Raw genomic sequence first — 24,850 nt, 5'->3', positions numbered from 1 at the left:
TCACTTCACCGCCACCACTTCTTTCACGATACGCACACTGACACTCTGGTTTGGCTGACCGTGAATATGCAATACGTAACTGCCCCATTCATGGGTGTAGATGTGGTAAATCTCACCCTTTAAACCAGGGCATTGTTGGTTGGTGATTTTGGTGCCGGTGATATCTGCGCCGTCCATTGTAATCGTCACATCGCTGTTGGTCATCAGCAGCATCTTTTCATTCCACTCTTTAATCGCCAACTGCAAATAGGCATCACCATTAGCATTCAGGGTAAATTGGTACCCTAACGTATCGGTAAAAATGGCTTCCAGTTGCGGCGCATCCGCCAGAGATCCCGCCACTTGAACCGTCTGTAGCGGCACATCACAGGCTGCCTGATAACGGGCGGCATAAAACTGGTTACGCCCTTGAATTTCCCCGGCAGAAGCAGGCTTAGCCACCGCACTGCTACTCGTACTGATTTTATTACTGGCTTGATTACTGCTGCTATTCTCGGCAGCCGTTTCCGCCATCGCTGAAGAGCTCAGCAAAGCGAAACTGGCGGCCAAACAGAGAGCATCATGGACATCCACGAAACCCAGAATTGAACCACTCTTATTTTTACACATCTCAATATTACAGCGGATAAAGCTTGCTCTATGATAATGTGTTTAATAAACGCAATATCGTATTCTAAAATAAAGTCATGCGTTGTTCAGGCTGAATTTATGTACAGCAGCGAACGAGAATTTTAGCTCTACTCTGTGGAATTGAATATATGCAATTGGCTTGAATCAAGCAACAGAGATGTAATACGTAACAACTAGCTTAATGCCTCTTCACATACGTAAGGTTTTCCTCAATAAGTATCATAATTCAAAACGCATTCATAATCTCCAGAATATGTTTCACTAATTTGATGTAGAAAACTTCGAGCTTCACTTCGAGATGATTCAATCGTTTATAAAATCCTATATTTCTGTTGCCTCATAAATTATTTATATATATTGGCACACAAAAGAATTTAACTCCTGATTGGACTTTTTAATATAACCCCAAGCAATAATAATTGTAACAATGAGCAATGTTAACTTAATGATAGCCATAAATAACTTAGCTATAAAATGGACGGCATAACAAGTAAAATCAAACCTACATCTTAGCCTGTAAGGTATACAACAAGTTAAAATATCGCGCAAATAAATAACCAAAAAATGAAATCAAATGTGATTATATAATTTTATATAAGTAGAATTATTAATAATATAATGTAATCTAGGTTCATTTGAGATTATCAAAACGCCTGTTTAATGTTCATTTTTGATATGGCTAATTTTAAACCACCCAATCATATCGATATTTAACTATAACAACCATCTTTGTTGTTATTTTATCTAACAACTAGCAAACCCAATTGCAACCTGACGCACGTGGATAGCGGTAAATATCACTAAATCACTGAAACTAATGAAAATTAGTTTGTTGCTGAAAAAATATAAATTATAATCAAGACTTATAAAAACCAAGGTAAAATCATGAAAAAACTAGCTTTTATTCCTATTGCGATAGCATGTGCTGTTTCTTCACCTGCATATTCTGCATTAGATGCAACAACGCCTGTTATAAATATGTCAAAAAATGAAGTATCACTTAAAAAGAAAGTTGCTATCGCTCGTTTTACCAATGAAACTCGTTCAACAAGTGCATTTCTTTTAAATGAAAACAATGACCGTATAGGTAAACAAGCGTCTGATATTCTAAGCACAAGGCTTGCTGCGACAGGTAAGTTTCTTATGTTTGAACGCTCAGACAAAAAATTTGTAGACTCAGAAGCGGCACTAAAAGGCCTACAGGATAGTGGAATTGCTGCTGATTACCTGATTGTTGGTTCTGTATCTGAATTTGGTCGTTCAACTGAATCTGACACCGGTATGTTTCAACGAGCAAAAACCCAACGTGCATATGCAAAAGTAAATGTTCGCCTGATTGATGCAGTAACTGGTCGTATTGTTAGCTCAGTTGAAGGTGCAGGTGAAGCAACATCATCTACCAAAAAAACCCTAGGTTCCGGTACTGATGCAGGTTTCGACCAATCACTAACTGACAAGGCTCTTTCTTCTGCAATCAGCCAGTTGATTACAAATATCAGTAATGAAATGACATCTACCCCTTGGAAATCATACATTTTATCTGAACAAGAAGGTTCATATATTATTGCAGGTGGTGATGCACAAGGTTTACGTCCGGGTTTGAAGCTAGCGGTCTTCAAAAAAGGGAAGATGGTTAAAAATCCACAAACAGGGGCAATGATTGAATTGCCTAGCAAACAAGTGGCTACTCTGTCTGTTGACATGACTCACGGCGAAGATGAATTCAACCAAGTAAGTTTTACTTCTCTGGTTGACGGTAAAATCACAAATGACCTTAACAATTACCACATTACTTCAATGTGAGGATTAAAAGAATGAATAAAACACTTAAAACAGGCGCTGCAGCCCTATTTTTTATATTTGGATTAACTGCATGTGGTTCACCTGTCATTAACAAACAAACCGGGATTTCTGAACAGCAAATAATTTTTATTGTCGGTGAAGACCTCATTGATTACACAGTTTCAGTAGGAAATATTCATAAACATAAAATCACACATATTGATTTAGAAGATGACTCAGTTCAAGTATCAACAAGCGCTGATAGCAACTTACAAAATTCTGATGTTCTAAAAATCATCGTATCTCAAGGTACAAACCACCTCGAAATACAAAATGATAAAAATGAAACAATTTATAAAAATGACATTTACCTATCACAAGGTCAATCAACATTAGTTAATGTGAAGTAATAAAAATGAAAAGAATAACACTCATTGCTTTAGCAATAAGCACTCTGTCTGGTTGTGTAAATGTTTCAGAATCTGGTTACTACTGGGGCGATTACTCTCACTCTTACTACTCATATTTGCAAGAACCAAGCAAAGAGAACATTTCTGAACATTATGAAGTTTTGATGAGCATTGTTGAAACATCTGATATTGAAAAATTAAAAGTACCAGCGGGTATCTATGCCGAGCTGGGATATATGCACAGCAAAAAAGGCGAATATGATGCTGCTATCGCTTTTTACAACAAAGAAATCGAATTATACCCAGAGTCAACGGTGCTTATTGGTACATTAATTAAGCAATTAAAAGAGCAAACTCCAACAAATCAAGTGACAGAAACCAACGAGCAACAATCATGAAAAAACTCATTAAACTAACGTCTATTGTACTAGCGGGTATGATGATGACGGGTTGCGTAAGCACACTAAAGAAGCAAGAAGCATTTCCTGACTTGTACACAAATAGTGTGCACAACAACATTTTGATTGCTCCTATTGTTAATAAATCAACATCTTCAGAAGCTAGCGAATACCTCAATTCCACTCTGGCTGAACCTTTTGCAAATAAAGGCTACTATGTACTTCCGATACCAATCACTGCTGATATTTTTAAAGAGGCTGGTATTGTTGATGGAACTGAGTTAAAAGGTATTCCATTCAACACATACAAAGAGAAGTTTGGTGCTGATACAGTTTTATTTGTGACCATTGAGCAATGGGACACCAATTATATTGTAATTGCTGGTAATGTTTCTGTTAGTCTAAAATATGTGATGGTTTCAACTGAAACTGGGAAAATCGTCTGGTCATACTCAAATACTGTTGTTATTGATACTAGCTCAAACTCAGGAAGCTTGTTAGTCGATTTGATTGCTACTGCTATTACTACGGCAACAACTGATTATATTCCTGTTGCTAAGAAAGTGAATTTAATCACAACGCAATCATTACCTGTTGGGTCTTATCATCCGCGACACAAAAAAGATGGCATTGATGTAGTACTTGAAGCAAATGCTGCTGATGCTGCTAAAGCATTCAACGAATAACTAAATCAAAAAGGGGCACATCTTTGCCCCTTTTTGATTCCTTTTACTGTCCCGTCCTGAGATAAGTTGACACATTGGAGACTTATCAATGAACTCTTTAAGTAAATCAAAGATAAAACGAACCCAGCGTGATTACACATTAGGCTTTAAACTCGCCGTTGTTGCCCAGGTTGAAAAAGGCGAGATGACCTACAAACAAGCCCAAGATCACTATGGCATTCAGGGGCGAAGTACTGTTCTTGTATGGCTAAGAAAGCATGGTAAGTTAGATTGGTCGAAGCCAGTTGAGCACTTTCTTACCATGCCTAAATCAAAAGAAACGCCAGCACAGAAGATTAAGCGCCTAGAAAAGGCCCTTGCCAACGCCGAGTTAAAGAACATGATTTACGGCAATATGGTGGACATCCTTAAAAAAGAGCACGGGATAGACTTGGAAAAAAAGTACTTAGCCGAGCGCTCTGGCTTGCCAAAGAGCAAGGAAAAGTAAAGCTTGCAACTGCATGTAGGCAGTTCAACTTATCCCGGCAAGCTGTGCATCAATGGAAACAACGCCTTGAGTCTCGTGCTGAGGAACTATTGCCTGTAAAAGAGATGGTAAGGTACTGGCGCCAATTTATGCCTCGGGTTGGTACTCGAAAACTATACCAGTTGATTAAGCCCCAGCTAGAGAAACACGGAATAAAGCTGGGACGAGATGGGCTTTTTAAGTACTTAAAAAACGAGAACCTGCTGGTCAAGCCAAGAAAAAACTACACGAAGACCACGAACAGTAAACACTGGCTCAGGAAGCATCCAAACCTTTTGAAAGATAGAGTTGTTCATCATGTAGAACAAGTGGTTGTGAGCGATATTACTTATGTTAAAACAGATGAAGGGACACATTATCTCTCACTCGTTACAGACGCTTACTCCCGGAAAATATTGGGCTATGAGCTTAGTAATGAAATGAAGGCTAGCGACGTGGTAAAAGCGCTGGAGATGACCATAACAAATCGCCAAACAAATGCAGCAACAATCCATCACTCAGATCGAGGGCTACAGTACTGCTCATCGGAGTATCAGGAAAAGTTGAGCGCCAATAACATGATACCTTCAATGACAGATGGTTATGACTGCTACCAGAATGCTTTGGCTGAGCGAGTTAATGGCATACTAAAGAGTGAGTTCCTACTCTACCAGTGCAATACCCTTAAGGAACTGATGGTGCTAGTGAAAGAGTCGATATCGATATATAACGACTTAAGACCGCATACTAGCTTGAGGATGAGAACGCCAAGTGAAGTGCATGAAAAAGCCAGTAGGGAATACCTACTGGCTACATAAAAGCGTCAACCTATTTTAGGACTAGACATACAATTTTATACACAGCCCATCACTTCACCGCCACCACTTCTTTCACGATACGCACACTGACACTCTGGTTTGGCTGACCGTGAATATGCAATACGTAACTGCCCCATTCATGGGTATTGATGTGGTAAATCTCCCCCTTTAAGTCAGGACATTGTTGGTTGGTGATTTTGGTGCCAGTGATATCTGCGCCGTTCATTGCAATCGTCACATCGCTGTTGGTCATCAGCAGCATCTTTTCATTCCACTCTTTAATCGCCAACTGCAAATAGGCATCCCCATTAGCATTCAGGGTAAATTGATACCCTAACGTATCGGTAAAAATGGCTTCCAGTTGTGGCGCATCCGCCAAAGACCCTGCCACTTGAACCGTCTGTAACGGCACATCACAGGCAGCCTGATAACGAGCGGCATAAAACTGGTTACGCCCTTGAATTTCCCCGGCAGAAGCAGGCTTAGCCACGGCATTGCTACTTGTACTGATTTTATTACTGGCTTGATTACTGCTGTTATTCTCGGTAACCGTTTCCGCCATCGCTGAAGGGCTCAGCAAAGCGAAACTGGCGGCCAAACATAAGGCAAGTTGGGTGGAACGAAATGTGTTTTGTGAGCAAGTGAACTTCATGATGATCTGACTTCTTATTGTTGTACATCGAGTATTGTTATTCATGTGGTGCATTTGAACATTGCCGCTTGAATAGTTGAGCTTTAATTCTGTTTTTGAAAATCAAAAGCAGGAATACATGGATTAGGATCCTGCTTATTCTTCAAAGGGATCAACTGGCAAAATGGCGTGATGTGCTGCGGCATGTTTTCCATACTCGGCACGCTCAGTGCCTGTAAAAAGGCCAGCAAATCCGCTTTCTCTTGTGGGGTTAACGTAAATCCCTGAATACGAGGATCTTTAGCATGGTGTGTACGACCATCCCCTTGTTTTAGCCCCAACGACAACACGCGTCCCCCTTGGGCATAGTGATCAATCACATCCCCCAGTTGGGTCACACTGCCATCGTGCCCCCACGGACCGGTATGAGCGACATTAATGAGTGACGGAATACGAAACTTTCCGTTATCCGCTAATTGCCCCGTGACATGTTGTAAACCTAATACCTGAGGGAAAGTGTCACTGGCCTGCAGCAACGCGGCTTCACTGTACAAGCCGGTATTCACGTAACGTTGAGTGCGCGATTTTAACGATGCCGTAGGCATATTCAGCAACGGACCACCATGGCACTGACTGCAAGCGAGACGTTCTGACTCGAACAACGCCAGCCCACGTTGCTGAGAAGCCGATAATGCCGACTTCTCGCCCGATAAAAACCGGTGATAAGCCGTGTCCGTCGTACGGATGGTTGAGACATACGCCACCAACGCGGCAATCACATTATCAACGGAATATATCGATGCGGTTGTCACCTCCGATTTCGCCGGAAACGCAGCCGCAAACAGCGGTGCATAGAGAGATTGGCTCTCTGTTAAGCGCTCTTTAATTAAATCCGGCGTCATGCCCATTTCTTCTGGCGTATGAGAAAACAAGGGCACGGCAATGGTTGCCGCCAATGCGGTGAGCCCCGGCGTGGCCTGCATAAACAGATCGTAATCGGCCACATTCAGCAGTGCGGGCGTGTTTAATGCGGTGGCTTGCCCGTGAATATCCGGCGTGCGGGAAAAACGGTTGGTCCAACCTAAATCCGGCGCATGGCACAGCGCACAACTGCGGTTCCCTTCACGAGACAGTCGCACATCATTAAACAGATAACGCCCAAGTTCCGCTTGAGGAGATAACCCACTGTTTGGCACCGCCCATGTCATCGTTGATGTACACAACAAGGTAATGACAAAAAGCGTAAGCAACGATCGTTCAATCAATAAAGATTTAAACCGTGGCGATGTTATGAAGAAAGCACACGAAAAAAGGCTAGATGAAGGTAAAAAGAATCGGTTCAAAGCGGCCAGGCTAATATCAATAAAAACAAGATGAATAAAAAAATCGGGATGAATGAAAATCAGCCGGCATTTTACGCGAACGCTAAAAATACGCTATAAGAATAAACGACTTATTGATGAATATATCGAAAGGTTAAATTAATACGAGGTGTTTTGGGCAAACGGGTTTTCGGCACACTGTGCTGCCAGTGGGCTTGCAATTGTCCGGCCATCACCAGCAATGAGCCATGACTGAGGGCATATTCGCGCTTGTATTTGCTGTCGATATGCCGCAACACAAAACGGCGTGTCTCGCCCAAGCTCAGTGATGCAATCACAGGCTCTGCTCCCAGTTCGGGCTCATTATCTTGATGCCAGCCCATGTAGTCCGCACCATCACGGTACAAATTCGCCAGTACCGAATTGAAACGCACACCCGGTATGTCCACCAGCGCCTGTTCGATGTGCTCCCTGATCGTTAACAAGGTCGGCGTCCAAGGATCGGGTCGCATACTCAAGCCGGAATAGCAGTAGGTCGCCTCCCCGCACCACGCCTGTAGACGCGGTTGCAACACTTGGCGACCGAACATGGTGATTGGCCGTTGTTGCCAGTCCAACTCATCGAGTAATTGGTGATACAACTGATCAGCCTGCGTAGACGAATAAAACGCAGGCTGCCAATACAGTTGACCGTGATCGACCAATTGCCAAGCAGGATCAGAACAATCAGACACGTTCATCAATTTCGACCCAAGGCTGTGACTCCGGCCCGGTGTAATCGGCACTCGGACGGATAATTCGATTATGCTCACGCTGCTCAAACACGTGGGCCGCCCATCCAGTCACGCGACTCATCACGAAAATCGGCGTAAACAATTTGGTCGGGATCCCCATGAAATGGTACGCCGAGGCATGGAAGAAATCTGCATTACAGAACAGGTTTTTCTCCCGCTTCATCACCGCTTCTACCCGCTCAGACACCGCATATAACTCGGGGTGTTCGGCATCTTTCGACAATTCTGCCGCCCAACGTTTGATCAGCGCATTTCGCGGGTCAGACTCACGGTAAATGGCATGACCAAAGCCCATGATTTTCTCTTTGTTTTCGAGCATGGCCAGAATCCCCGCTTCCGCATCATCCGGCGTTGCCCACTGCTCAATCATTGCCATTGCCGCTTCATTCGCCCCGCCATGCAATGGCCCGCGCAACGTGCCGATGGCACTGCACACGCAAGAATAAATATCCGACAAGGTGGAGGCGCACACGCGCGCAGCAAACGTCGAAGCATTAAACTCATGCTCGGCATACAAAATCAATGAGCAATGCATGACGTTTTTGTGGAGGGTGGACGGCGATTCATCGGTCAGCATTTTCAGGAAATACCCACCAATGCTCTCTTCATCACAATAGGTTTCGATACGTACGCCATGGTGACTGTAGCGGTACCAATAACAAATAATGGCGGGCAAGAGTGCCAAGAGGCGATCGGCTTTGTCGTATTCTTCGTGGAAATCCTGCTCTTGCTCCAGATTTCCCAGCATGGAACAGCCGGTGCGCATCACATCCATCGGATGCGCATTGGCCGGAATTTGTTCCAGTACCGCTTTGAGCGCGAGCGGCAAACCACGGTAACCAATCAAGGTGGTTTTGTACCCCGCCAGTTCGGTGCGGGTCGGCAATTTGCCTTTTAACAGCAGGTAAGCGACTTCTTCAAATTCCGCGTGGTGCGCCAAATCCGTGATGTCGTAACCTCGGTATGTCAGGCCAGTGCCGCTTTTGCCAACGGTACACAAGGCAGTACGCCCTGCGCTTTGCCCGCGTAACCCTTCACCGCCCAGTGCCGCTGAATGTCCGTCTCGATCCATCGCCGCTCTCCTTGCTGTCTGTCCATGTTATCAACATGTTTCTAATTACAGAAAGCGTAGGTCAGAACCGCACAATTAACCACTTTATCAAGCTGTTAATCCGGCTTCTTGATTATGACGGCAAGGCAATATCTACCCACACCAATCGGTGATCAGAACCGGCTTGTGCCCGCTCTCGGCCGCGATCATCGGTGATCAGACTACGTAAAGGATCTTTCTTATCCGGCCAGAACACGCCGCTGTCGGTCACAGTTAAATCGGCCGACGGCAACACGTAATCTAACCGCAAGCCGGATAAATGCGTCCACTCGTTCGGTCGCCCTTTACGTGGCTGCCACGGACGTAAAAAACGCCCGCCAAGGCTCTTGGGTGTTTGACGACCAGAAGCTACCGCCCGGTTCACGCGAGGATGGAGTAATAAATCGCGAATTGCCCCTTTCATGCCATCCCCATCCACGCGATCGGCATTCAAGTCTCCCAACACCACAAACGAGGCATCTTTCATCAATCCCCCGGCCTGTCCATTGTCATCCACCAAATACGGCGCATCATCAATAATGGCATTCACCAGCGCCAGTTCATCGTGGTTGCGTTTGGCGTTGCGCTTTTCTTCCCCATCAAACACAGGCGGTGTGGGGTGACAGCCAATTAAGTGCAGTGTGTGCTCACCGATGTTCACCGGCACCACCACATGATTTTTCGATGACAAGCGCATCACACCACTGGCTTCGCCATAATAATCCAGCGGCATACGGTACTGAGGAAAATAGCGCCATAGCAAGGTTTGCCAGCTACGGATCCCGGCTTCATCCATCGGGTAACGGGACAAAATCACAAAGCCATAGTGACCGTGGTGTTCACCAAATCCCTGAGCATCATTGGGTAACGTGATCACACCATCACCATCGGTATCAAACGGCAACGGTAGACCGGTGTTCGACGGTGGGCAGTATCGATACGGATAGTCAATGGGAGCCTGTCCATGCTGCGATTGCGCTAAATAGTGATCGCAAAAACGCGCCACGGCACCGTCATCGCCCCCATTACCAGGGTGGTCGAATTCACACAGCATGACAATATCCGGCTGTATATGCTGAATAATGGCGGCCAATCGCGCGATACGAGGATGATGAGGCTGTTGCAGTTGCTGGGCAATATCACCGGCTTTATCGGCCGAAAGTGAAATATTGAACATCGCGACACGCAGTGTTTGCGCGTGCGTTGCTGAAGGCGCGGTAGAAGTGATGGAAGGGTACAAGAAGAAAACGTCCAGCGGGAAAATCGAGGCACTCAGTATAGGCGAGGCCAAGCGGTACGCTCAATGACAAACGCCCGCGATAAGCATATTTCATCCTCGGCGGGCGTTGAAAATGGTGGTTCGAATGTCGCTAACGGGTTAGCTGGTCAATTGCTTGCCGGATCTGCTTGGCATCCCATTCGGCACGGTGCTTTGATGGCCCGAGATTAGCGAGCGTTTGTTGGAAATGCGAACGCTCAATCCCGTTTTCACGCAAGAGCCACATCCCTACCTCTGTCAGGGTAAAGGACGGTCGCATATGCGCCGCATGATAAAGACGCCCCAGCCAGAACAGATCCCACTGGCTGTCACAAAACACTTGTTCATATTGCCCCAGCACCGCATTCAGATGCTGACAGACTTCGACCACCTGCATGCCGTCTTGCTGCAGAATTTGCCGTGAGATCTGGTGTATTTCCTGCTCGGCATAATCATCCCAATATTGCCAAACATCACTGGCGGTCAGCGGATTAATCAACAAGCTGTTGCCTGTTCCATCGGGTAGCGAATAACCCACTTCTATCGGATAAGACTGTTCGGAAAGACCTGATGCTTCAAAATCCAAGGTTGCCCACATTGCACTCTCCCTGATGCGATTAGCCATCACTTAACCTTCAATACCACGACGTCCTGTCCACACGTTGAAGGTAAGCAGCGAATAAGACATCGAAATTCACGCAAAATGCATGATGTCGATGTACACGATACATGTAGCTTAGAACATGATGCTAATTAGTTGAAGGTATAATGAGCTCAATATTGATACTCATCACCCCTCTCTGGTTGGATATTCCTTGGCTGATTTATGCGCCATGCATATTTCAGATTATTTTTCCCTGTTAGTGCTCACATGCATTACACTGCCTTCTGATTTCCCTTTGTGTATGCTGACGATGATCTCTCCTTTTATTGGCTTTGCTGGTTTCAGTGGTTCCGGAAAAACCACCTTGCTTGAGCGCGTGATCCCTTTACTCAAACAACAAGGTTTACGCATTGCGCTGGTGAAACACAGTCACCATGACATTGAGCCTGATAAACCCGGAAAAGACAGTTATCGCCTGCGTCATGCGGGGTCATGCCAAACATTACTTGCCACGCGCAACCGACACATGCTGTATTTTGAATACACGGAGCCCCGCGATGAACCGACCTTGGCCGAGTGTCTCGCGCAGCTCGATCATACACAACTCGATGTGATTTTAGTGGAAGGGTTTCGAGATGAGCCATTTACCAAAATAGAAGTACATCGCCCGGCCTACGGCAAACCTGTGCTGTATCCGCACGATACGCACATTATTGCCGTGGCAAGCGATGAGACGCTACCAAACTGTCCGTTACCGCAGCTCGATCTCAATCAGCCAGAAAGCATCGCGGCATTTGTGGTTGATTGGCTGGCGGCGAACAAAGGGGACTCCTCTTTCGCCCACTGGGTTTCAACCCGTAAATAGACGCCGCAATCAATAAACTTTTGCAGTTGCAGATTCGAGAAGGCGACCCCAATGGCATATTGCTCTGACGCACGCAATTCAAAGCTCAGGGTAATTTCGGCAGACAACCCTAGCTCCATGACGTTGGCGCCTTTTTTACTCCATACGATGAGGTACTCCCCCACACTTTTCAGAAGTGCTTCCGGATCATGGCTCTCTGCCAGTGCCATGCTGAAGTCAAAGCGGGAAAAGGTTTGTTGATCTAACGAGTAAGGGCTGTTTTTCCATGTCATGTCATTCACAAATGCCAATGACTGGATCAAAGCGCGGATATCCCCTTCCTCGCCATTAATGTTCAAAGTGGCTCTATGCATCTTCACTCCCTGTGATGTCATAGCTAAAAAATACGGGCGGTACGGCGTCCTGACCGCCTTACTTTAGGGTTAGATTCCCCAACCCATTGTTATTGCAGACTGCTAGAGAGAGCCGGTAACGTACTCGGGAATGACCCTTGGTCGGGAACCGGCTCAAAATGCGTCAGCGCTTTGTTTGCCACATCCAACACAGCGGTGTAATGAATATGGTCTTTTTTCAATATCATCAATTGCATACCATTTTGGATTGCCTGGTGATCAATCACCTGTGTCACGCCTTCTAACACTGGCGTTAATGCTGAACCGTCCGGATCTGATAACGCTAATGTCCACCCAGCGGTTTCTGTAACAGGTAACGGTTCCAAGGAATAAAGAATGGCCGTTGCACGGTTATCCTTCTCCAATACCTCATAATTTTTGATGGCATACTTTTCATCATTCAACAACCACGTTGTCTGATGCGACTCGGTATTAAAAAACAGAATATTGCGAACATGGCTCCCCGCCTCATAGGCATGAAGACGGCCATACTGCGGGGAATATTTCGTCATCAACTGAACAGCGTATCCGGGAATAGCCCGCATCTCAGACAGCGTCCAAGGTGCCTTTTCTTCGGATACTTCTTCCTCATGATCGCTGTCTGTCGGTGGCGGAAAATCAGCAAAAGTTAACGATGTCTCCGGCTGTGGATCCTGATCGGGAATCATAGTATCCACCATCAATAGCACCGACAACAACGTCCCTAATACGCCAGTGACACCCACAAAGGCAATTAATAAGCCATTAAGACGCCAGACATTTTTAAAAAAAGGATGATTATCCATCATGGCCTTAACGCTCTGCCGAATACGGATCTTCCGCTAACAAGTAAGCACGAAGTTCGGCTTTGCACGGCTGCTCTTCAATCCATTCGCGCACCGCTTTGACTTTGCTGTATGCCTCGTCACCAAATTTATCCTGATAGAAGGCCGTGAAACTTTCTTTGGCTAAATCACGACGGATGTTCTTTTGCCATTGCACCGTTAAAATGGCATTAAGCGACGTCATCAGGCCATCTTGCTTGATCAGTTCCCATTCCCCTTTATCCAGCCACACCCCACCCACTCCGGCGCTGTAATCCAAGCGGTGAGTATGGTTAGCCGTGATGCGGAACTTACGCATGATCTTGCCAGACACCGGGCACAACAACGCTTTTTCGGTATCTATCGCTTCACACCCGTTGGCTTCCGGTGCACTGACTTCCGGGTGCTCTTCTTTCCAGGTCACGTAATCTTCAATCAACACCCAATTACCGCCACAGTGCACGCAGGTATGGGCTTTAAATAAATTGTCTATCAGTCCCGGTAATAAAATACCCACTCGACAACTGGTACATTGCATGTGTTTTTCCCTTTTTGTGTTTTTATTCTTCCTTATCCCTCTGAATAATATTTTCAAAGACATAAATAACATTGAATGGACGCTGTAACGGCTTGATGGCATGTAATGCCTGACGATCATCCTCAGATAATTGCCAATACGCTGCTTGTGCCGATAAATCTGAATAAGCCATCATCTTTCCTGTCACGGCCGCTAAATTCTTCGCTGGGAATGACACGTCCATTTCAGGATAAGAGACGACCAATTCCAATAACGCGGTATATTCAGGCTGGGTACAACGTGTCACGGCTTGGTGTGAGAGGTAGTTGAGAACGATAGGTTGCGGTGACAACACGCGCTGTAAAAAGACCGTTTCCTCTTCCGTCAGTACCGGCATGACCGCTTTACCATCACACTGCTGTACCTTGTCAGAATATGCCGCCATCACCTTATGCAAATATAAAAAGGCGTAATTATCATTAGCCATTGATAAACAGCTGAACAATGCCGTCATGATTATCGCTATGCGTTTACATATCGTGTTAATACGCTCTCTCCACGCGTTTTTTCGCTCTAGTATATCCAGCGCAAACTCGACTGCGTAGCGATTACATGTCATTCATCAATAACTGTTATTTCTTTCGCACAACCTCATGGTTTCACCTTTTATTTTCCATGCCTTGGTTGCGGGTTCTGTTTTTTATTTTTATTCCACCAAGATTCTATCGGCAAAGATCACAATTAACCTGATTCATTATATCGCCGCAATTCTGACACGGCGCTGTCACACGTTCGCCCTAGACTTCGTGACACACAAAAAGCCCACACACCGAACAGAATAGAACAGGTTTGCGTTGCCATGAAAACACCCAACCCCGCGTTAGCTTCTGCCATTCACAGTATTTATGCTCAATTTCCCAACCTGAGTTACCGCCCTCGCCCGGATGATGTGAAGTTACTGGCCGCGTTTATTAAAAGCCAGCACGCGGATTATCCCCCGCACCTTGATTTGCTTCTGGCGGAAGATAATCACTTTATTGAAGGGGAATTAAACCGTTACCACCACCAGCAGACATTATCGACAGCCGATGCATGCGAGACTCGCTAAAGAGTGATAAACCACAACGCCCCCTAAATCACAGCGAACTCCAAACCACAGCGTGATCAACGAAACTCAACGGTGGAAATCGTTACATCCAAGAAATAACGCGAGGCTTGCGGCACATCAAACACCAAGGGGCGTCCTTCACGCGTGGTATCCGGTCGAAAGTAGCTTTCAGGCATCCGTTTGATTGATGTCCACACGTTGTGTTTTTGTTTCGCGACAACTTTACCCTGCTCATCCAGCAGACGGGCCGTCACGTCAATACGGATCACCGCATTGATCCCGAAGTTCTCTAACAAGGTCGGAATACTGAGCGTGTAGTCGCGGTACGTGGCAGGCAGCAAGGTTACGCCGACATCGCTGCGGGTAAAGGTACCATCAGCCACAGTCTGACCCGGCACAATCGCCACCCCCACGGGTAATGCTGGCGACGTCATGGAAGATAACGCTATTTCACTTTTCGCCATTTGGCTGGCGACATGCGATGAGGCAGGCGTGGATGGCAACGTGTTACCCGCTGGGCTTTTTACCACCGTCCCTGTTGTCGAAGAGCCTGATAGCGCGGTGCCTGATACAGAAGATCCCGTCGCCAAGTGGCCAGCCGCTACGCTACTCGCCGCTACAGCACCTGCTGTATTCGCTGCTGACGAGCGCTTTGGTTCTGCCTTTGGACGCGGGACGTCGTTCGAATCCAGTGTCACGTTGGGCGTGTCGTATTGCCACGTTTGATCATCAAATAAAATGACTTGCCGCCCGTCCGGTAAGGTCGCCCGCAATGGAGCAGCCTGCACAGGCTGGAACATTCCGGATAACCACATGCCCCCGCAGGTCAGTAATCCTGTGAGCATTATGTTCTTTATTACAACATCGTGCCGACGCGCCTTTTGACGTCCCTCATAACGCGTTCCATCTCGTGACCCCGTTACTGCATTACCTGACATCGCATTACCTCATCAAACACGCTGATCGTCACTTTGCCTTGATGCTCTTCATACATGATGTTTTGTCCGGCATAACGAATGCCGCTACCTGTTCGCGACCCGAGCAGCAACCACTGACTGTCTACTGTGGTCAACACCAAGCTGGCTGGATCGGTTTGATTATAAAAGATGGCTGTCACAGGCTGAGAAGAATCGAGCAACGTCGTGGGATCGGTTTTCACACAACGCAGATTCACCGCATTTGGCACTTCAAGTTGCCCGCTCATCACCTGCAATTCAACAATACGGGTTTTGTAGGCACTTTCGGTACAGGCTTTCACATCGTTCGCTTTCCAGCATTCGTTACGCCCTTTAATCCAACCACGCTGCATGGCTTTTTGTGTGGCGAGATCGTCTTTCGGCAAACGCTTCATGGCCTCGGCATACACGGTCGCCATTTGCTGATCCAAAGCGGCCAAATCCGCCTGCTGGCAGATCAGGTTTTCCACTTCACCTTCGGCTTTTTGACAATCAAAGGTTGGCGTGATCGTTGCGGGTGCGGTCGTCACAGGCTCCGCTGATACGCTGGATACTTTACCCATCCAGCACCCTAAAATGATCCCCAACACCGACATACATTTCACTGCCGTCATCGTCGATTTTTCTCTCACCGATTTATCCTCACTCTAAATCATTGTTGTAAATAATAGTGGCTACAAACAAAGACATGAATATCAACTTTGAGGCATGGTAGATGAACATCGGTGATAGCGGTAGTACAGAAAGGGGAATTGCAGCGGCACAATGGCGATGTGAAGACGAAAAAAAGGCTCCCTGGCGGAGGGAGCCTATAACCCGATTAAGGTAAAATGAAAAATAACAAAAGGGTGATGTTAACTGTCAGCCTCACACATTTTTCAGCGCATGTTGGATCAGCTTCGCCGCCAATTTCGCTGTGTGATTCTGATAGTCGAATTCGGTATTCAAGCCTGCGACATCAAAGATGCGGACTTTGCCGCTGGCCATAATATGTTTCAGTACCATCTCCACCACTGACAAGTTCACGCCGTAAATACGTGACATGTTCACGCCTTCAGCAATGGCAGAAGAGAAGACGGCTAAATCCAGACTCAGGTGAATGTGATCCACGCTATCGATGTAACGGTTCACCGTCGCCAAAATTTGCTTGCGATTTTTCATTTTCATTTGGCTGTCGAGCAACCATTCCGCCCCCAACTCTTTGGCATACGCAAAGGCTGACTGGCTGTTGGTGTGATCGCAAATGCCAAGGCCTAAGTAACGAAACTCGCGACGGGTTTCCTGACAAAAGCTGGCGACACTATGAAACGCCGAACCATTGCGTACCGCTAAAGTACGGCGCAGCTGAAAGTTTGCATCAATGTTGATGATGCCCACTTTTGGCTGACAAGCATGAGGGATTTGGGCCGGACCATCACTTTGCATGTCGTTGGCGGCGTGATAAACGGTGTCAGACAAAGCCAGATAGCTACCAATCGCCACTTCATGACCACCGCCTAACATGACCGGCAAATGGCCAAGCTGAAGCATGTCACGCAGCTTTTGGTACTGATAAGCGCGCATGGCTTCAAAGCCGGTTTCCGGGAACACCGCCACCTGCTGCTCATCAATCACTCCGGCATCATACAGCGGCAATGCGGTGGTGGTTGGCAGTGCCGCCAGTGCGCGACGAATGCTGTCTGGCCCTTCTTTCGTGCCGGCATGGGCATCGAAATAGTGCTGACTCAAGTCACTGGCAAGCCCCAACAAAACCGCACCGGCTTTACGTTGCTCAGAATAAGGCTCAATCATCATGGCGGGCTTAACCGCACTCGCAGACTGGGTTGGTCGGGTAAATGAAAACCAACGTTTGAAATCCAGCATGATGGGCTCCTTATCCTAATCACTGACACCGGTCAGCGGAAAAACTCAGAGGTCGGGAGGAAGCACCCTCGCCGCCTGTAAGACTGAAAAAATGATTTTGTTTTTACGTTTGATGACGCGATCTTCCGGTGCCATGACACTCACGGCCCCGACGATCTTGTTACCGGAAAAGACCGGTGCACTCACACCCGACACCCCAGGGTCATACTCTGAGGTACTGATGGCGTACCCATCGTGTTTAATTTGTGCCAACTCGCTCTGCCAACGATCGACATCTTCCGGCTCGGTAATACCGAAATGATGCAAGGTCGACATCACACGTTGCTCTGGCATATGCGCCAGAATCACTTTGGACGAAGCACCGCGAATTAACGGCTGGCTCTGCCCTTCCTCATACGCACAGCGCAGTGCATGAGGACTGTCTACTCGCGCGGTACATAAGGCACGAAATCCTACGGGTACCAAATACGCGGCCATTTCACCGGTTTGCTGCTGTACACGCTTTAATACCTGGTGCACGCCGCTCGACAACGGAGAAAACATCTGGAAATTGCGCAATAACTGCAGTGCCGCCGGACCGATGCTGTAACAGCTCTGTCTCGGGCTTTCTTCAATCAAGTTCCAGTTTTTCAAAATCACCAAGTAGCGATACACACTGCTTGGTGGCATACCTGTCTGTTCACTTAACGTCTGTGCCGTCACTGGCTCATTGGCCGAAGCGATATGCATCAGAACCTGAAGCATTTTCTCGTTTGCATTCAGCTTATATTTATTTGTCATTCGGGTCTGTTCGCTATTATTTTGGGTATACAGGTCCACTGACCCGGGTCATTACCTCTGACCAATCCATTAACGCTGATCGCGTTTTATCTCTCAATACAATTTATCACAATGTAAGAAACGATAAACAATGACATAGATAAATTCTTATATTGCAAGAAACAACACATAAAAGGCATAGCACTTATCTGCCGTGTGTTGATTCAGGCCCTGCAGGCTTGGCATGATTTTAGACGGGGAAAATAAAAAAAGGCCGTGATATCGACTATCACGGCCCGTCTTTAGCAGGAGATATGATTCAAAAACGGATTGTTGCCGCTTAGAAACTGATTGGCTTACGGCCAGTGTTTTGATCGGCTTTCTGAGAAGCCTTCTGCGCGTTTTTGCTTGCCGGTTTAGCGCCGCCTTTCTGGCCCGCTTTACCTTTATTACCGGCACTGTTTTTCGCGCCTTTGCGTGGCTTATTCTGCCCCGCAGACTGACCGCCCGCTTTCTTCGCTTTACCGCCTGCAGGCTGAGACTTATTAGACGCTGCTGGCTGCTTTTCTTTAACAGGCTTTTCTTTGGCTTTTTTTTCTTTCGCAGGCGCTTCAGACGGCTCAGTCACTGGCTGATCGCACAGTACCAGATAGAATTCATTGTTAAATTCAATCACGTCGCCATCGTACACTTTACGGCGCTTACGCTGTTCCAGCTCGCCGTTCACGGCTACGTAGCCTTCTGAAATTGCAAATTTGGCCTCGCCGCCACCACTGACCGCATTGGCAATTTTCAGTACCTTATATAGCTCAATCGGCTGGGCATCGACCTCAACGCCAATGGCTTCTACTTCATATTCTTCAGACATTCTCATACACCGGTGGTGACATTATTGGCGGCCATTCTACCTGATACCACAATCAGCACAAACAGCCTTACCCAATGCTTGGCGGAATATTCCGAAACTGCACACTGAGTTTGCAGTCAAAACAAACACATCGCTGGTTATTCACTCGACTTCGCGCTATGCTTTGCGCCGCTTCCTTTTCACCGTTTCGATTGGTCTCATACTTATGCATTGCCCATCTTGTGGATCCCTGTCGCTGGTCGCCCAAGAGCCAAAAGCCTATGCCTGCACCCAGTGCGCATTTACCTATTTCCACAACACGGCGTCTGCGGTACTGGCCGTCATCACCTATGAGAATGAAGTGCTGGTTGCGGTACGCGGACGCGAGCCGGGCAAAGGCATGCTGGATCTACCGGGTGGCTTCGTAGATTATGATGAGTCACTGGAAACGGCGCTCTGCCGTGAGTTACAGGAAGAGCTGAATATCACGTTACCGCCTGAACAGCTGCGCTATATGGGCTCAGCCCCGAATACCTATCGCTACCGGGATATCGAATACAAAACGTGTGATGTGTTTTTCCATATTGCACTGACTCAACGCCCTGACGTACAAGCCGGTGACGATGTGGCCGCCCTGAAATGGGTGACAGCAGAGACGTTACGCGCCGATGCGTTTGCTTTTCCTTCAGCCACTCTCGCCCTTCAGCGCGTCGGTTTGCTGAAGTCAGTTTGCTGAAATAGCCGTTTCCTGACGGCAACACCTAACACGACGAGTCGATTGCTCTACGCCCTTCGGCTCCTCCTGCAATTACACCCCCAAGGATGATGCTTTTTTAACCACGCAAGCACAGGATGTCTGCACATTATTTATTCGCTTTCTATCCATCATTTTTGGAGAATAACCATGCTGACATTTAATCACGACTTCGCTCTACGCCACGATCACGACATCACCACTGAAGAACCGCAACATCTGCAGATTTCGGCAGACTCAGAACAAGAAGTTCAACGCAAAGCCTTAGTACGCGCCGCGCAGGTGGCGGGGGGATGTGAAGCCTCAGCGCAATAAAAAGCCCAATAAGCATGTGGCTAAACGCAACACCGCATTCCCGCTATGCACTGGCGATCCATCCTAGGATCGCCAGACTTTTCCTCTGTTGAATTATCCCTTTTCGATCTCATCTGCTATTTATTAATGAGTTAATAAGCCATCAAAGGTGGTTTACGCACCATGAACTCAGCGAGGATCGTCTATGCGCTATGGAATGTTACTGCTACTCAGCTTGTGCTTGTCTTTTTTCAGCTACGCAGAAACGTCCGAAGCAACACCGACGATCACACCGCAAACCACCGCTGACACGTCATCAAATACCACTTCATCAAATACCGCTTCATCAAATAACACGTCATCCAATAACAAGCCCGAAGCTATTTCTCAGAGTCAATCCGAAACCAAAGCGGAAACCCTGCAGCGCTACGCCAATGACAGCATTTATGACAAGCCGTTGATGGAACGCTATGTGCTGGATGAACTCAAACTACTGCGTACAGAACAGCAAGATCTTGAACGCCGGATGATGAAAGAAATCACTGACCGCGAATTGTCCGTGGCCGATAAATCCATGAACTACGCCAACGTCACCGTCACATACTTCTTTTATTTGATTGCCGGTGCCGCGTCCTTGTTTGCCCTCATCGGTTGGCAATCCCTTAAAGAGCTACGCGACAACACCAAGAAAGTCGCTGACCAGCAACTGCAAGATATTGCTGAACAATACGAGAAAAAATTCCAGCTGCTTGAGCAAGACTTGAAGCGCAAAACCCGCATCATTGCGCAAAATAACAAAGAGATTGAGACCATCAATGAAATCCACAACCTCTGGCTGCGCTCACAGAACCTGCAAACGCCAGAGCAGCGTATTGATGTGTATGATGAAATCCTGAAAATCCGCCCGGGCGATCTGGAAGCCCTGACTTACAAAGCCGATGCCGCGATGGAAACCCGCGAATTCAATTGGGCACTGAGCTTGTGTAACCGCGTGTTGGAGCTCGACCCCAGCAACGCCCACGCCTTATATCAACGCGCTTGTGCCTTCGCCTGTTTAGGTTCGGAAGAACAAGCCATTAATGATTTAGAGATGGCGCTGCAATACACCGCATCACTGCGCGAGCTGGCAGCAGAAGAGCGGGACTTTGAATCCCTGTGGGGCAATGATCGGTTTGAAAGCCTAGTCGCCCCTATCGACTAGTGAGAGACTAGTGAGTTGAGCAGAAAGCTCGTTGGCTCTGAACCTGTTATCACACTGACGAACCGCCTCCCAGCCCTGATTGCCCGTGCATTTTCAGCGAAATATTCTGCCGCGCTACCCCTCTCTTTCGCAATACGCACAGAACGTATCGAAACATTAGGACTTTTTTCCATCCTGCTGTAAGCTAGCCCGCTTGCTGCCCATTGTGAGGCAGATCAAACTTTTCATCTAACTGAGAATTTTCTATGAGTTTTGCCTCTCTTGGGCTTTGTACCCCAATCCTTGAAGCGGTTGCCAATCAAGGCTATGAAACACCTTCCCCGATCCAAGCGCAAGCGATCCCAGCCGTGCTGGAAGGACGAGATGTCATGGCGGCAGCGCAGACAGGTACAGGCAAAACTGCAGGTTTCACCCTACCTATTCTTGAGCGTTTGACCAAAGGCCCTAAAGTACGCGCTAACCAAGTACGTGCATTGATCCTGACGCCAACCCGTGAGCTCGCGGCACAGGTGGGTGAAAACGTGGCGATTTATTCAAAGCGTCTGCCACTGAGCTCAGCGGTTATTTTTGGTGGTGTGAAGATCAACCCACAAATGATGCGCATGCGTCAGGGCGCCGACGTGCTAGTGGCAACGCCAGGCCGTTTGTTGGATCTATACAACCAAAATGCCATCAAGTTTAACCAGCTAGAAGTGCTGGTACTGGACGAAGCCGACCGCATGCTGGACATGGGCTTCATCCGTGACATTAAAAAAATTCTGGCGATCCTGCCGCCAAAACGTCAGAACCTGCTGTTCTCTGCGACCTTCTCTGAAGAGATCCGCGAACTGGCACGTGAACTGACCAATGATCCGGTTGAGATCTCTGTCACACCACGCAACAGCACCGCGAAAACCGTGAAGCAATGGGTACACCCGGTAGATAAATCGAAGAAGTCTGCCCTGCTGACCAAGCTGATCCAAGAGAAAAAGTGGAAGCAAGCGTTGGTGTTTACCCGTACCAAGCACGGTGCAAACCGTCTGGCCGCATTCTTGGAAGCCCGCAACATTACCGCAGCCGCTATCCACGGTAACAAGAGCCAGGGCGCACGTACCAAAGCACTGGCTAACTTCAAGAGCGGTGACATCCGTATCCTGGTTGCCACTGACATTGCAGCACGTGGTATCGACATCGACCAGCTACCACAGGTCGTGAACTTCGATCTGCCAAACGTGGCGGAAGACTACGTACACCGTATCGGCCGTACCGGTCGTGCAGGTGCGGAAGGTCAGGCGATTTCGCTGATCTGTGCAGAAGAAATTAAAGAACTGAACGCGATTGAGCAGCTGATCCAGCAGCACCTAGAGCGTGAAGAAGTCTTTGGCTTTATCCCAACGGCAAAACTGCCAGCCTCGCTGCCTATCAAGCCGATTAAAGCGAAAAAACCGAAGAAACCAAAGAAAGATGGCGCAGCCTCTGAGCAAGCAGCGAGCAATAAGCCTCGTCAGGGTCAAAACCAAGGCCAAAAAGCACAAGGCAGAAAGCCCCAGGGTCAAAAACCACGTGGCGAAGGCCGTGGTAAATTCAACCGTGACGAAAATCCACGTGAAGATCGCGCGCGTGATGAACAACCTCGCCACAACCAAGGGCGTACCTTCAACCGTGACGACAAACCACGCGAAGACCGCGCACGTGATGGACAACCACGCCGCAACCAAGGCCGCACCTTCAACCGTGACGAGAAGCCACGCGAAGATCGTACTCGTGATGAGCAGCCACGCCGTAACCAAGGCCGCACCTTCAACCGTGACGAAAAACCACGTGAAGACCGCGCCCGTGATGGACAGCCACGTCGCAACCAAGGCCGCACCTTTAACCGTGACGAGAAACCACGTGAAGACCGCGCCCGCGATGAGCAGCCACGTCGTAATCAAGGCCGTACCTTCAACCGTGACGAAAAACCACGTGACGGTGGCAATGCAAACCGCCGCTTTAATAAAAAGCCTCACGGTCAACGCAGCCAGCAAAAAGCCCCACAATCGGCTTAATGCACCGCTAGCGTGATGCGCTAGCCCAAATCGGATGTCAGCGACGCAAACTCGCATCTACATCAAACTATTTCAAAGCCAGCAGACTATAATGCTGGCTTTGTTGTTTTCCCCCTTCTCATTTTCAAAGGCCTTATTATGCGGATAACAAAATACGGACTCTTGCCGTTGCTTGCTCTATTCAGCAGTTCACTGTGGGCGACCTCGTTTGATCAGCTCGCCAAGCATCCTTCCAGTGATTTTCAAATCATCGACTGCCGCAGCAGTAATCACTTCAACGGCTGGCCGGAAGACGGTCAGACACGTGGCGGTCATTTCCCGGGCGCACTCAATTTTGATGCCGACTGGCTAAGCACACTGCGCCCGCCAAAATTGGCCGATCTACTGGAATCGCACGGGATTGAAATCGACAAGCCCACGTTCCTTTACTGCTCACCCAACAAAGCACAGGTGCTAAAGCAGCAATTGATGGGCTTGGGCAATAAGCGCGTCACCGTGATTTCAGAAACGCTGGCCGATTATTCGGGTGACTTGGTCTCTCTGTCACGCTATCAGCAACTGGTACCGGCTGACTGGCTAAATCAATTGCTAAACGGCAAAACCGTTCAGTATGCACCGAAAAAAGGCTTCAAAGTGGTCGAAGTGGCATGGGGCCCGCCCACCAAATACCTGGCGGCTCACATCCCTTCTGCGCTGTACCTGAACACCAACAACCTCGAGGCAGAGCCTTGGTGGAACCGTGTGGATGCCAACCAGTTGACCGCTTTGCTGCGTGACTTGGGGATCCGTCATGACACCACGGTGATCTTGTACGGCCGAGACAATACTGCCGCCGCGCGTGCCGCGAATATTATGATGTATGCCGGTGTCGACGATGTGCGTCTATTAAACGGCGGCTGGACCGCATGGACGAACGCAGGCTTTGATACCGAAGCCCTGCTAAACCAAGCCGAGCCGGTCGACTTTGGCCGTGCCATTCCGGGCAACCCGCAATACATTATCGATATGCCACGTGCACGTGAGATGGTGAAGCACCCTGACACGCAATCTTTAGTGAGTATCCGCAGTTGGGAAGAGTACATCGGAGACACCAGTGGTTACCGCTACATCAAGCCCAAAGGCCGTATTGCCGGCTCTAAATGGGGCCATGCTGGTTCTGATGCCTACCACCTAGAGCATTTCCGTAACCCGGATAACACGATGCTAAGTGCTGATCTGATCACCCAATTCTGGAAAGAGTGGAACATTGAAGCGGATCAGGATGTGGCCTTCTATTGCGGTACCGGCTGGCGCGCCTCTGAAGTGTTTTTCTATGCCTACGTAATGGGCTGGGATCACATCAGTGTGTTTGACGGTGGCTGGTTTGAATGGAGTGGTGATGCGAAGAACCCGACTGAAACCGGGGATATTCCGAATGCTCCGAAAGCCAAGCATGCGGATCGAAACCATTAATCAGGGCGAGATTAATCAAGGCAAGTAAGCGGCGTTCAACGTTCATCCAAAAAGCAAAATAAAAAACGGCGATCATTCGCCGTT

28 protein-coding genes are annotated in these 24,850 nt (G+C 47.9%); 12 read left to right on the top strand and 16 right to left on the bottom strand.

Features of this window, described 5'->3' with window-relative positions:
* Entirely contained in the window at positions 1-609 is a 609-nt protein-coding gene (locus tag ABT58_RS00590) for a hypothetical protein (RefSeq protein ID WP_053062908.1), read from the bottom strand.
* A 906-nt stretch (positions 610-1,515) separates the two neighbouring features.
* On the opposite strand from ABT58_RS00590, the gene ABT58_RS00585 reads away from it, so the two are divergent.
* From ABT58_RS00585 to ABT58_RS23605, 5 genes are all read left to right on the top strand, one after another.
* Positions 1,516-2,433: a CsgG/HfaB family protein gene (locus ABT58_RS00585; protein WP_047872404.1), complete on the top strand. Its 918-nt coding sequence runs from the start codon at positions 1,516-1,518 to the stop codon at positions 2,431-2,433.
* A gap of 11 nt (positions 2,434-2,444) precedes the next feature.
* On the top strand, positions 2,445-2,822 hold the full coding sequence (locus ABT58_RS00580) for a hypothetical protein (RefSeq protein ID WP_047872403.1): 378 nt from the start codon (positions 2,445-2,447) through the stop codon (positions 2,820-2,822).
* A 5-nt stretch (positions 2,823-2,827) separates the two neighbouring features.
* Complete coding sequence (locus tag ABT58_RS23610; protein WP_082210894.1) at positions 2,828-3,220, top strand: DUF4810 domain-containing protein; 393 nt, start codon at positions 2,828-2,830, stop codon at positions 3,218-3,220.
* Complete coding sequence (locus ABT58_RS00570; protein ID WP_047872402.1) at positions 3,217-3,906, top strand: GNA1162 family protein; 690 nt, start codon at positions 3,217-3,219, stop codon at positions 3,904-3,906. The genes ABT58_RS23610 and ABT58_RS00570 overlap by 4 nt, the downstream gene beginning before the upstream one ends.
* An 88-nt stretch (positions 3,907-3,994) precedes the next feature.
* Positions 3,995-5,229, top strand: a protein-coding gene (locus ABT58_RS23605) for an IS3 family transposase (protein ID WP_107205035.1) whose coding sequence is annotated in 2 segments (ribosomal slippage) — positions 3,995-4,340 and positions 4,340-5,229 — 1,236 coding nt in all. Because the reading frame shifts where the segments join, the coding sequence is not laid out codon by codon here.
* A gap of 49 nt (positions 5,230-5,278) precedes the next feature.
* On the opposite strand, the gene ABT58_RS00555 is transcribed toward ABT58_RS23605, so the two are convergent.
* From ABT58_RS00555 to ABT58_RS00530, 6 genes are all read right to left on the bottom strand, one after another.
* Positions 5,279-5,881, bottom strand: a complete 603-nt coding sequence (locus ABT58_RS00555) for a hypothetical protein (RefSeq protein ID WP_053062905.1) — start codon at positions 5,879-5,881, stop codon at positions 5,279-5,281.
* 83 nt (positions 5,882-5,964) lie between these two features.
* Entirely contained in the window at positions 5,965-7,110 is a 1,146-nt protein-coding gene (locus tag ABT58_RS00550; RefSeq protein ID WP_107205034.1) for a cytochrome c peroxidase, read from the bottom strand.
* Positions 7,111-7,313: 203 nt separating this feature from the next.
* On the bottom strand, positions 7,314-7,922 hold the full coding sequence (locus tag ABT58_RS00545; protein WP_047872398.1) for an alpha-ketoglutarate-dependent dioxygenase AlkB family protein: 609 nt from the start codon (positions 7,920-7,922) through the stop codon (positions 7,314-7,316).
* Positions 7,909-9,048 (bottom strand): bifunctional 2-methylcitrate synthase/citrate synthase, encoded by a 1,140-nt coding sequence (gene prpC, locus ABT58_RS00540; RefSeq protein WP_047872397.1) that lies wholly within the window; start codon positions 9,046-9,048, stop codon positions 7,909-7,911. The genes ABT58_RS00545 and prpC overlap by 14 nt, the downstream gene beginning before the upstream one ends.
* 112 nt (positions 9,049-9,160) lie before the next feature.
* On the bottom strand, positions 9,161-10,243 hold the full coding sequence (locus tag ABT58_RS00535) for an endonuclease/exonuclease/phosphatase family protein (protein ID WP_047872499.1): 1,083 nt from the start codon (positions 10,241-10,243) through the stop codon (positions 9,161-9,163).
* 193 nt (positions 10,244-10,436) lie between these two features.
* Positions 10,437-10,922 (bottom strand): hypothetical protein, encoded by a 486-nt coding sequence (locus ABT58_RS00530; RefSeq protein ID WP_047872396.1) that lies wholly within the window; start codon positions 10,920-10,922, stop codon positions 10,437-10,439.
* Positions 10,923-11,229: 307 nt separating this feature from the next.
* Between ABT58_RS00530 and mobB the strand changes: the two genes are divergently transcribed.
* The gene (gene mobB, locus ABT58_RS00525; protein WP_047872498.1) at positions 11,230-11,793 is read left to right on the top strand and encodes a molybdopterin-guanine dinucleotide biosynthesis protein B; all 564 of its coding nucleotides are present in this window, start codon (positions 11,230-11,232) and stop codon (positions 11,791-11,793) included.
* Here the strand turns inward: mobB and ABT58_RS00520 are convergent.
* The 4 genes from ABT58_RS00520 to ABT58_RS00505 all read right to left on the bottom strand — a co-directional run bounded on the left by ABT58_RS00520 (position 11,700) and on the right by ABT58_RS00505 (position 13,992).
* Entirely contained in the window at positions 11,700-12,146 is a 447-nt protein-coding gene (locus ABT58_RS00520; RefSeq protein WP_047872395.1) for a hypothetical protein, read from the bottom strand. The genes mobB and ABT58_RS00520 overlap by 94 nt on opposite strands.
* Positions 12,147-12,235: 89 nt before the next feature.
* A complete protein-coding gene (locus ABT58_RS00515) occupies positions 12,236-12,973 on the bottom strand; it encodes a hypothetical protein (protein ID WP_047872394.1) in 738 nt (245 codons plus the stop codon).
* Between the two features lie 4 nt (positions 12,974-12,977).
* A complete protein-coding gene (locus ABT58_RS00510) occupies positions 12,978-13,526 on the bottom strand; it encodes a TFIIB-type zinc ribbon-containing protein (RefSeq protein ID WP_047872393.1) in 549 nt (182 codons plus the stop codon).
* A 22-nt stretch (positions 13,527-13,548) separates the two neighbouring features.
* Positions 13,549-13,992, bottom strand: coding sequence for a hypothetical protein (locus ABT58_RS00505; protein WP_146147224.1), 444 nt, complete (start codon positions 13,990-13,992; stop codon positions 13,549-13,551).
* A 372-nt stretch (positions 13,993-14,364) separates the two neighbouring features.
* Between ABT58_RS00505 and ABT58_RS00500 the strand changes: the two genes are divergently transcribed.
* A complete protein-coding gene (locus ABT58_RS00500; RefSeq protein ID WP_047872391.1) occupies positions 14,365-14,613 on the top strand; it encodes a hypothetical protein in 249 nt (82 codons plus the stop codon).
* A gap of 56 nt (positions 14,614-14,669) precedes the next feature.
* Here ABT58_RS00500 and ABT58_RS23315 read toward each other — a convergent pair whose 3' ends face one another.
* The 5 genes from ABT58_RS23315 to ABT58_RS00475 form a co-directional block, all read right to left on the bottom strand.
* Positions 14,670-15,458, bottom strand: a complete 789-nt coding sequence (locus ABT58_RS23315) for a DUF3157 family protein (protein ID WP_107205033.1) — start codon at positions 15,456-15,458, stop codon at positions 14,670-14,672.
* Between the two features lie 74 nt (positions 15,459-15,532).
* Positions 15,533-16,201, bottom strand: coding sequence for a lysozyme inhibitor LprI family protein (locus ABT58_RS00490; protein ID WP_146147223.1), 669 nt, complete (start codon positions 16,199-16,201; stop codon positions 15,533-15,535).
* Between the two features lie 235 nt (positions 16,202-16,436).
* Positions 16,437-17,432, bottom strand: coding sequence for an arginase family protein (locus ABT58_RS00485; protein ID WP_229821780.1), 996 nt, complete (start codon positions 17,430-17,432; stop codon positions 16,437-16,439).
* A 45-nt stretch (positions 17,433-17,477) separates the two neighbouring features.
* Positions 17,478-18,212, bottom strand: a complete 735-nt coding sequence (locus ABT58_RS00480) for an IclR family transcriptional regulator (protein WP_047872389.1) — start codon at positions 18,210-18,212, stop codon at positions 17,478-17,480.
* 319 nt (positions 18,213-18,531) lie between these two features.
* The gene (locus ABT58_RS00475) at positions 18,532-19,059 is read right to left on the bottom strand and encodes an RNA-binding S4 domain-containing protein (protein ID WP_047872388.1); all 528 of its coding nucleotides are present in this window, start codon (positions 19,057-19,059) and stop codon (positions 18,532-18,534) included.
* A gap of 205 nt (positions 19,060-19,264) precedes the next feature.
* Between ABT58_RS00475 and ABT58_RS00470 the strand changes: the two genes are divergently transcribed.
* From ABT58_RS00470 to ABT58_RS00455, 5 genes are all read left to right on the top strand, one after another.
* Entirely contained in the window at positions 19,265-19,774 is a 510-nt protein-coding gene (locus ABT58_RS00470; RefSeq protein WP_047872387.1) for an NUDIX hydrolase, read from the top strand.
* 168 nt (positions 19,775-19,942) lie between these two features.
* Positions 19,943-20,107, top strand: a complete 165-nt coding sequence (locus ABT58_RS23895) for a hypothetical protein (protein WP_156168800.1) — start codon at positions 19,943-19,945, stop codon at positions 20,105-20,107.
* 184 nt (positions 20,108-20,291) lie between these two features.
* On the top strand, positions 20,292-21,287 hold the full coding sequence (locus tag ABT58_RS00465) for a TPR end-of-group domain-containing protein (protein WP_229821779.1): 996 nt from the start codon (positions 20,292-20,294) through the stop codon (positions 21,285-21,287).
* Positions 21,288-21,532: 245 nt separating this feature from the next.
* Positions 21,533-23,314 carry a DEAD/DEAH box helicase gene (locus tag ABT58_RS00460; RefSeq protein ID WP_229821778.1) on the top strand — a complete coding sequence of 594 codons (1,782 nt, stop codon included), beginning with the start codon at positions 21,533-21,535 and terminating at the stop codon, positions 23,312-23,314.
* A gap of 138 nt (positions 23,315-23,452) precedes the next feature.
* The gene (locus ABT58_RS00455; protein ID WP_047872386.1) at positions 23,453-24,766 is read left to right on the top strand and encodes a rhodanese-like domain-containing protein; all 1,314 of its coding nucleotides are present in this window, start codon (positions 23,453-23,455) and stop codon (positions 24,764-24,766) included.
* Positions 24,767-24,850: the final 84 nt, after the last annotated feature.

The organism is Photobacterium aphoticum, assembly GCF_001029435.1.
GTDB classification, from domain to species: domain Bacteria; phylum Pseudomonadota; class Gammaproteobacteria; order Enterobacterales; family Vibrionaceae; genus Photobacterium; species Photobacterium aphoticum.
Note: the sequence above shows the minus strand (reverse complement) of the source record. Positions and strands in the feature narration are given on the sequence as shown.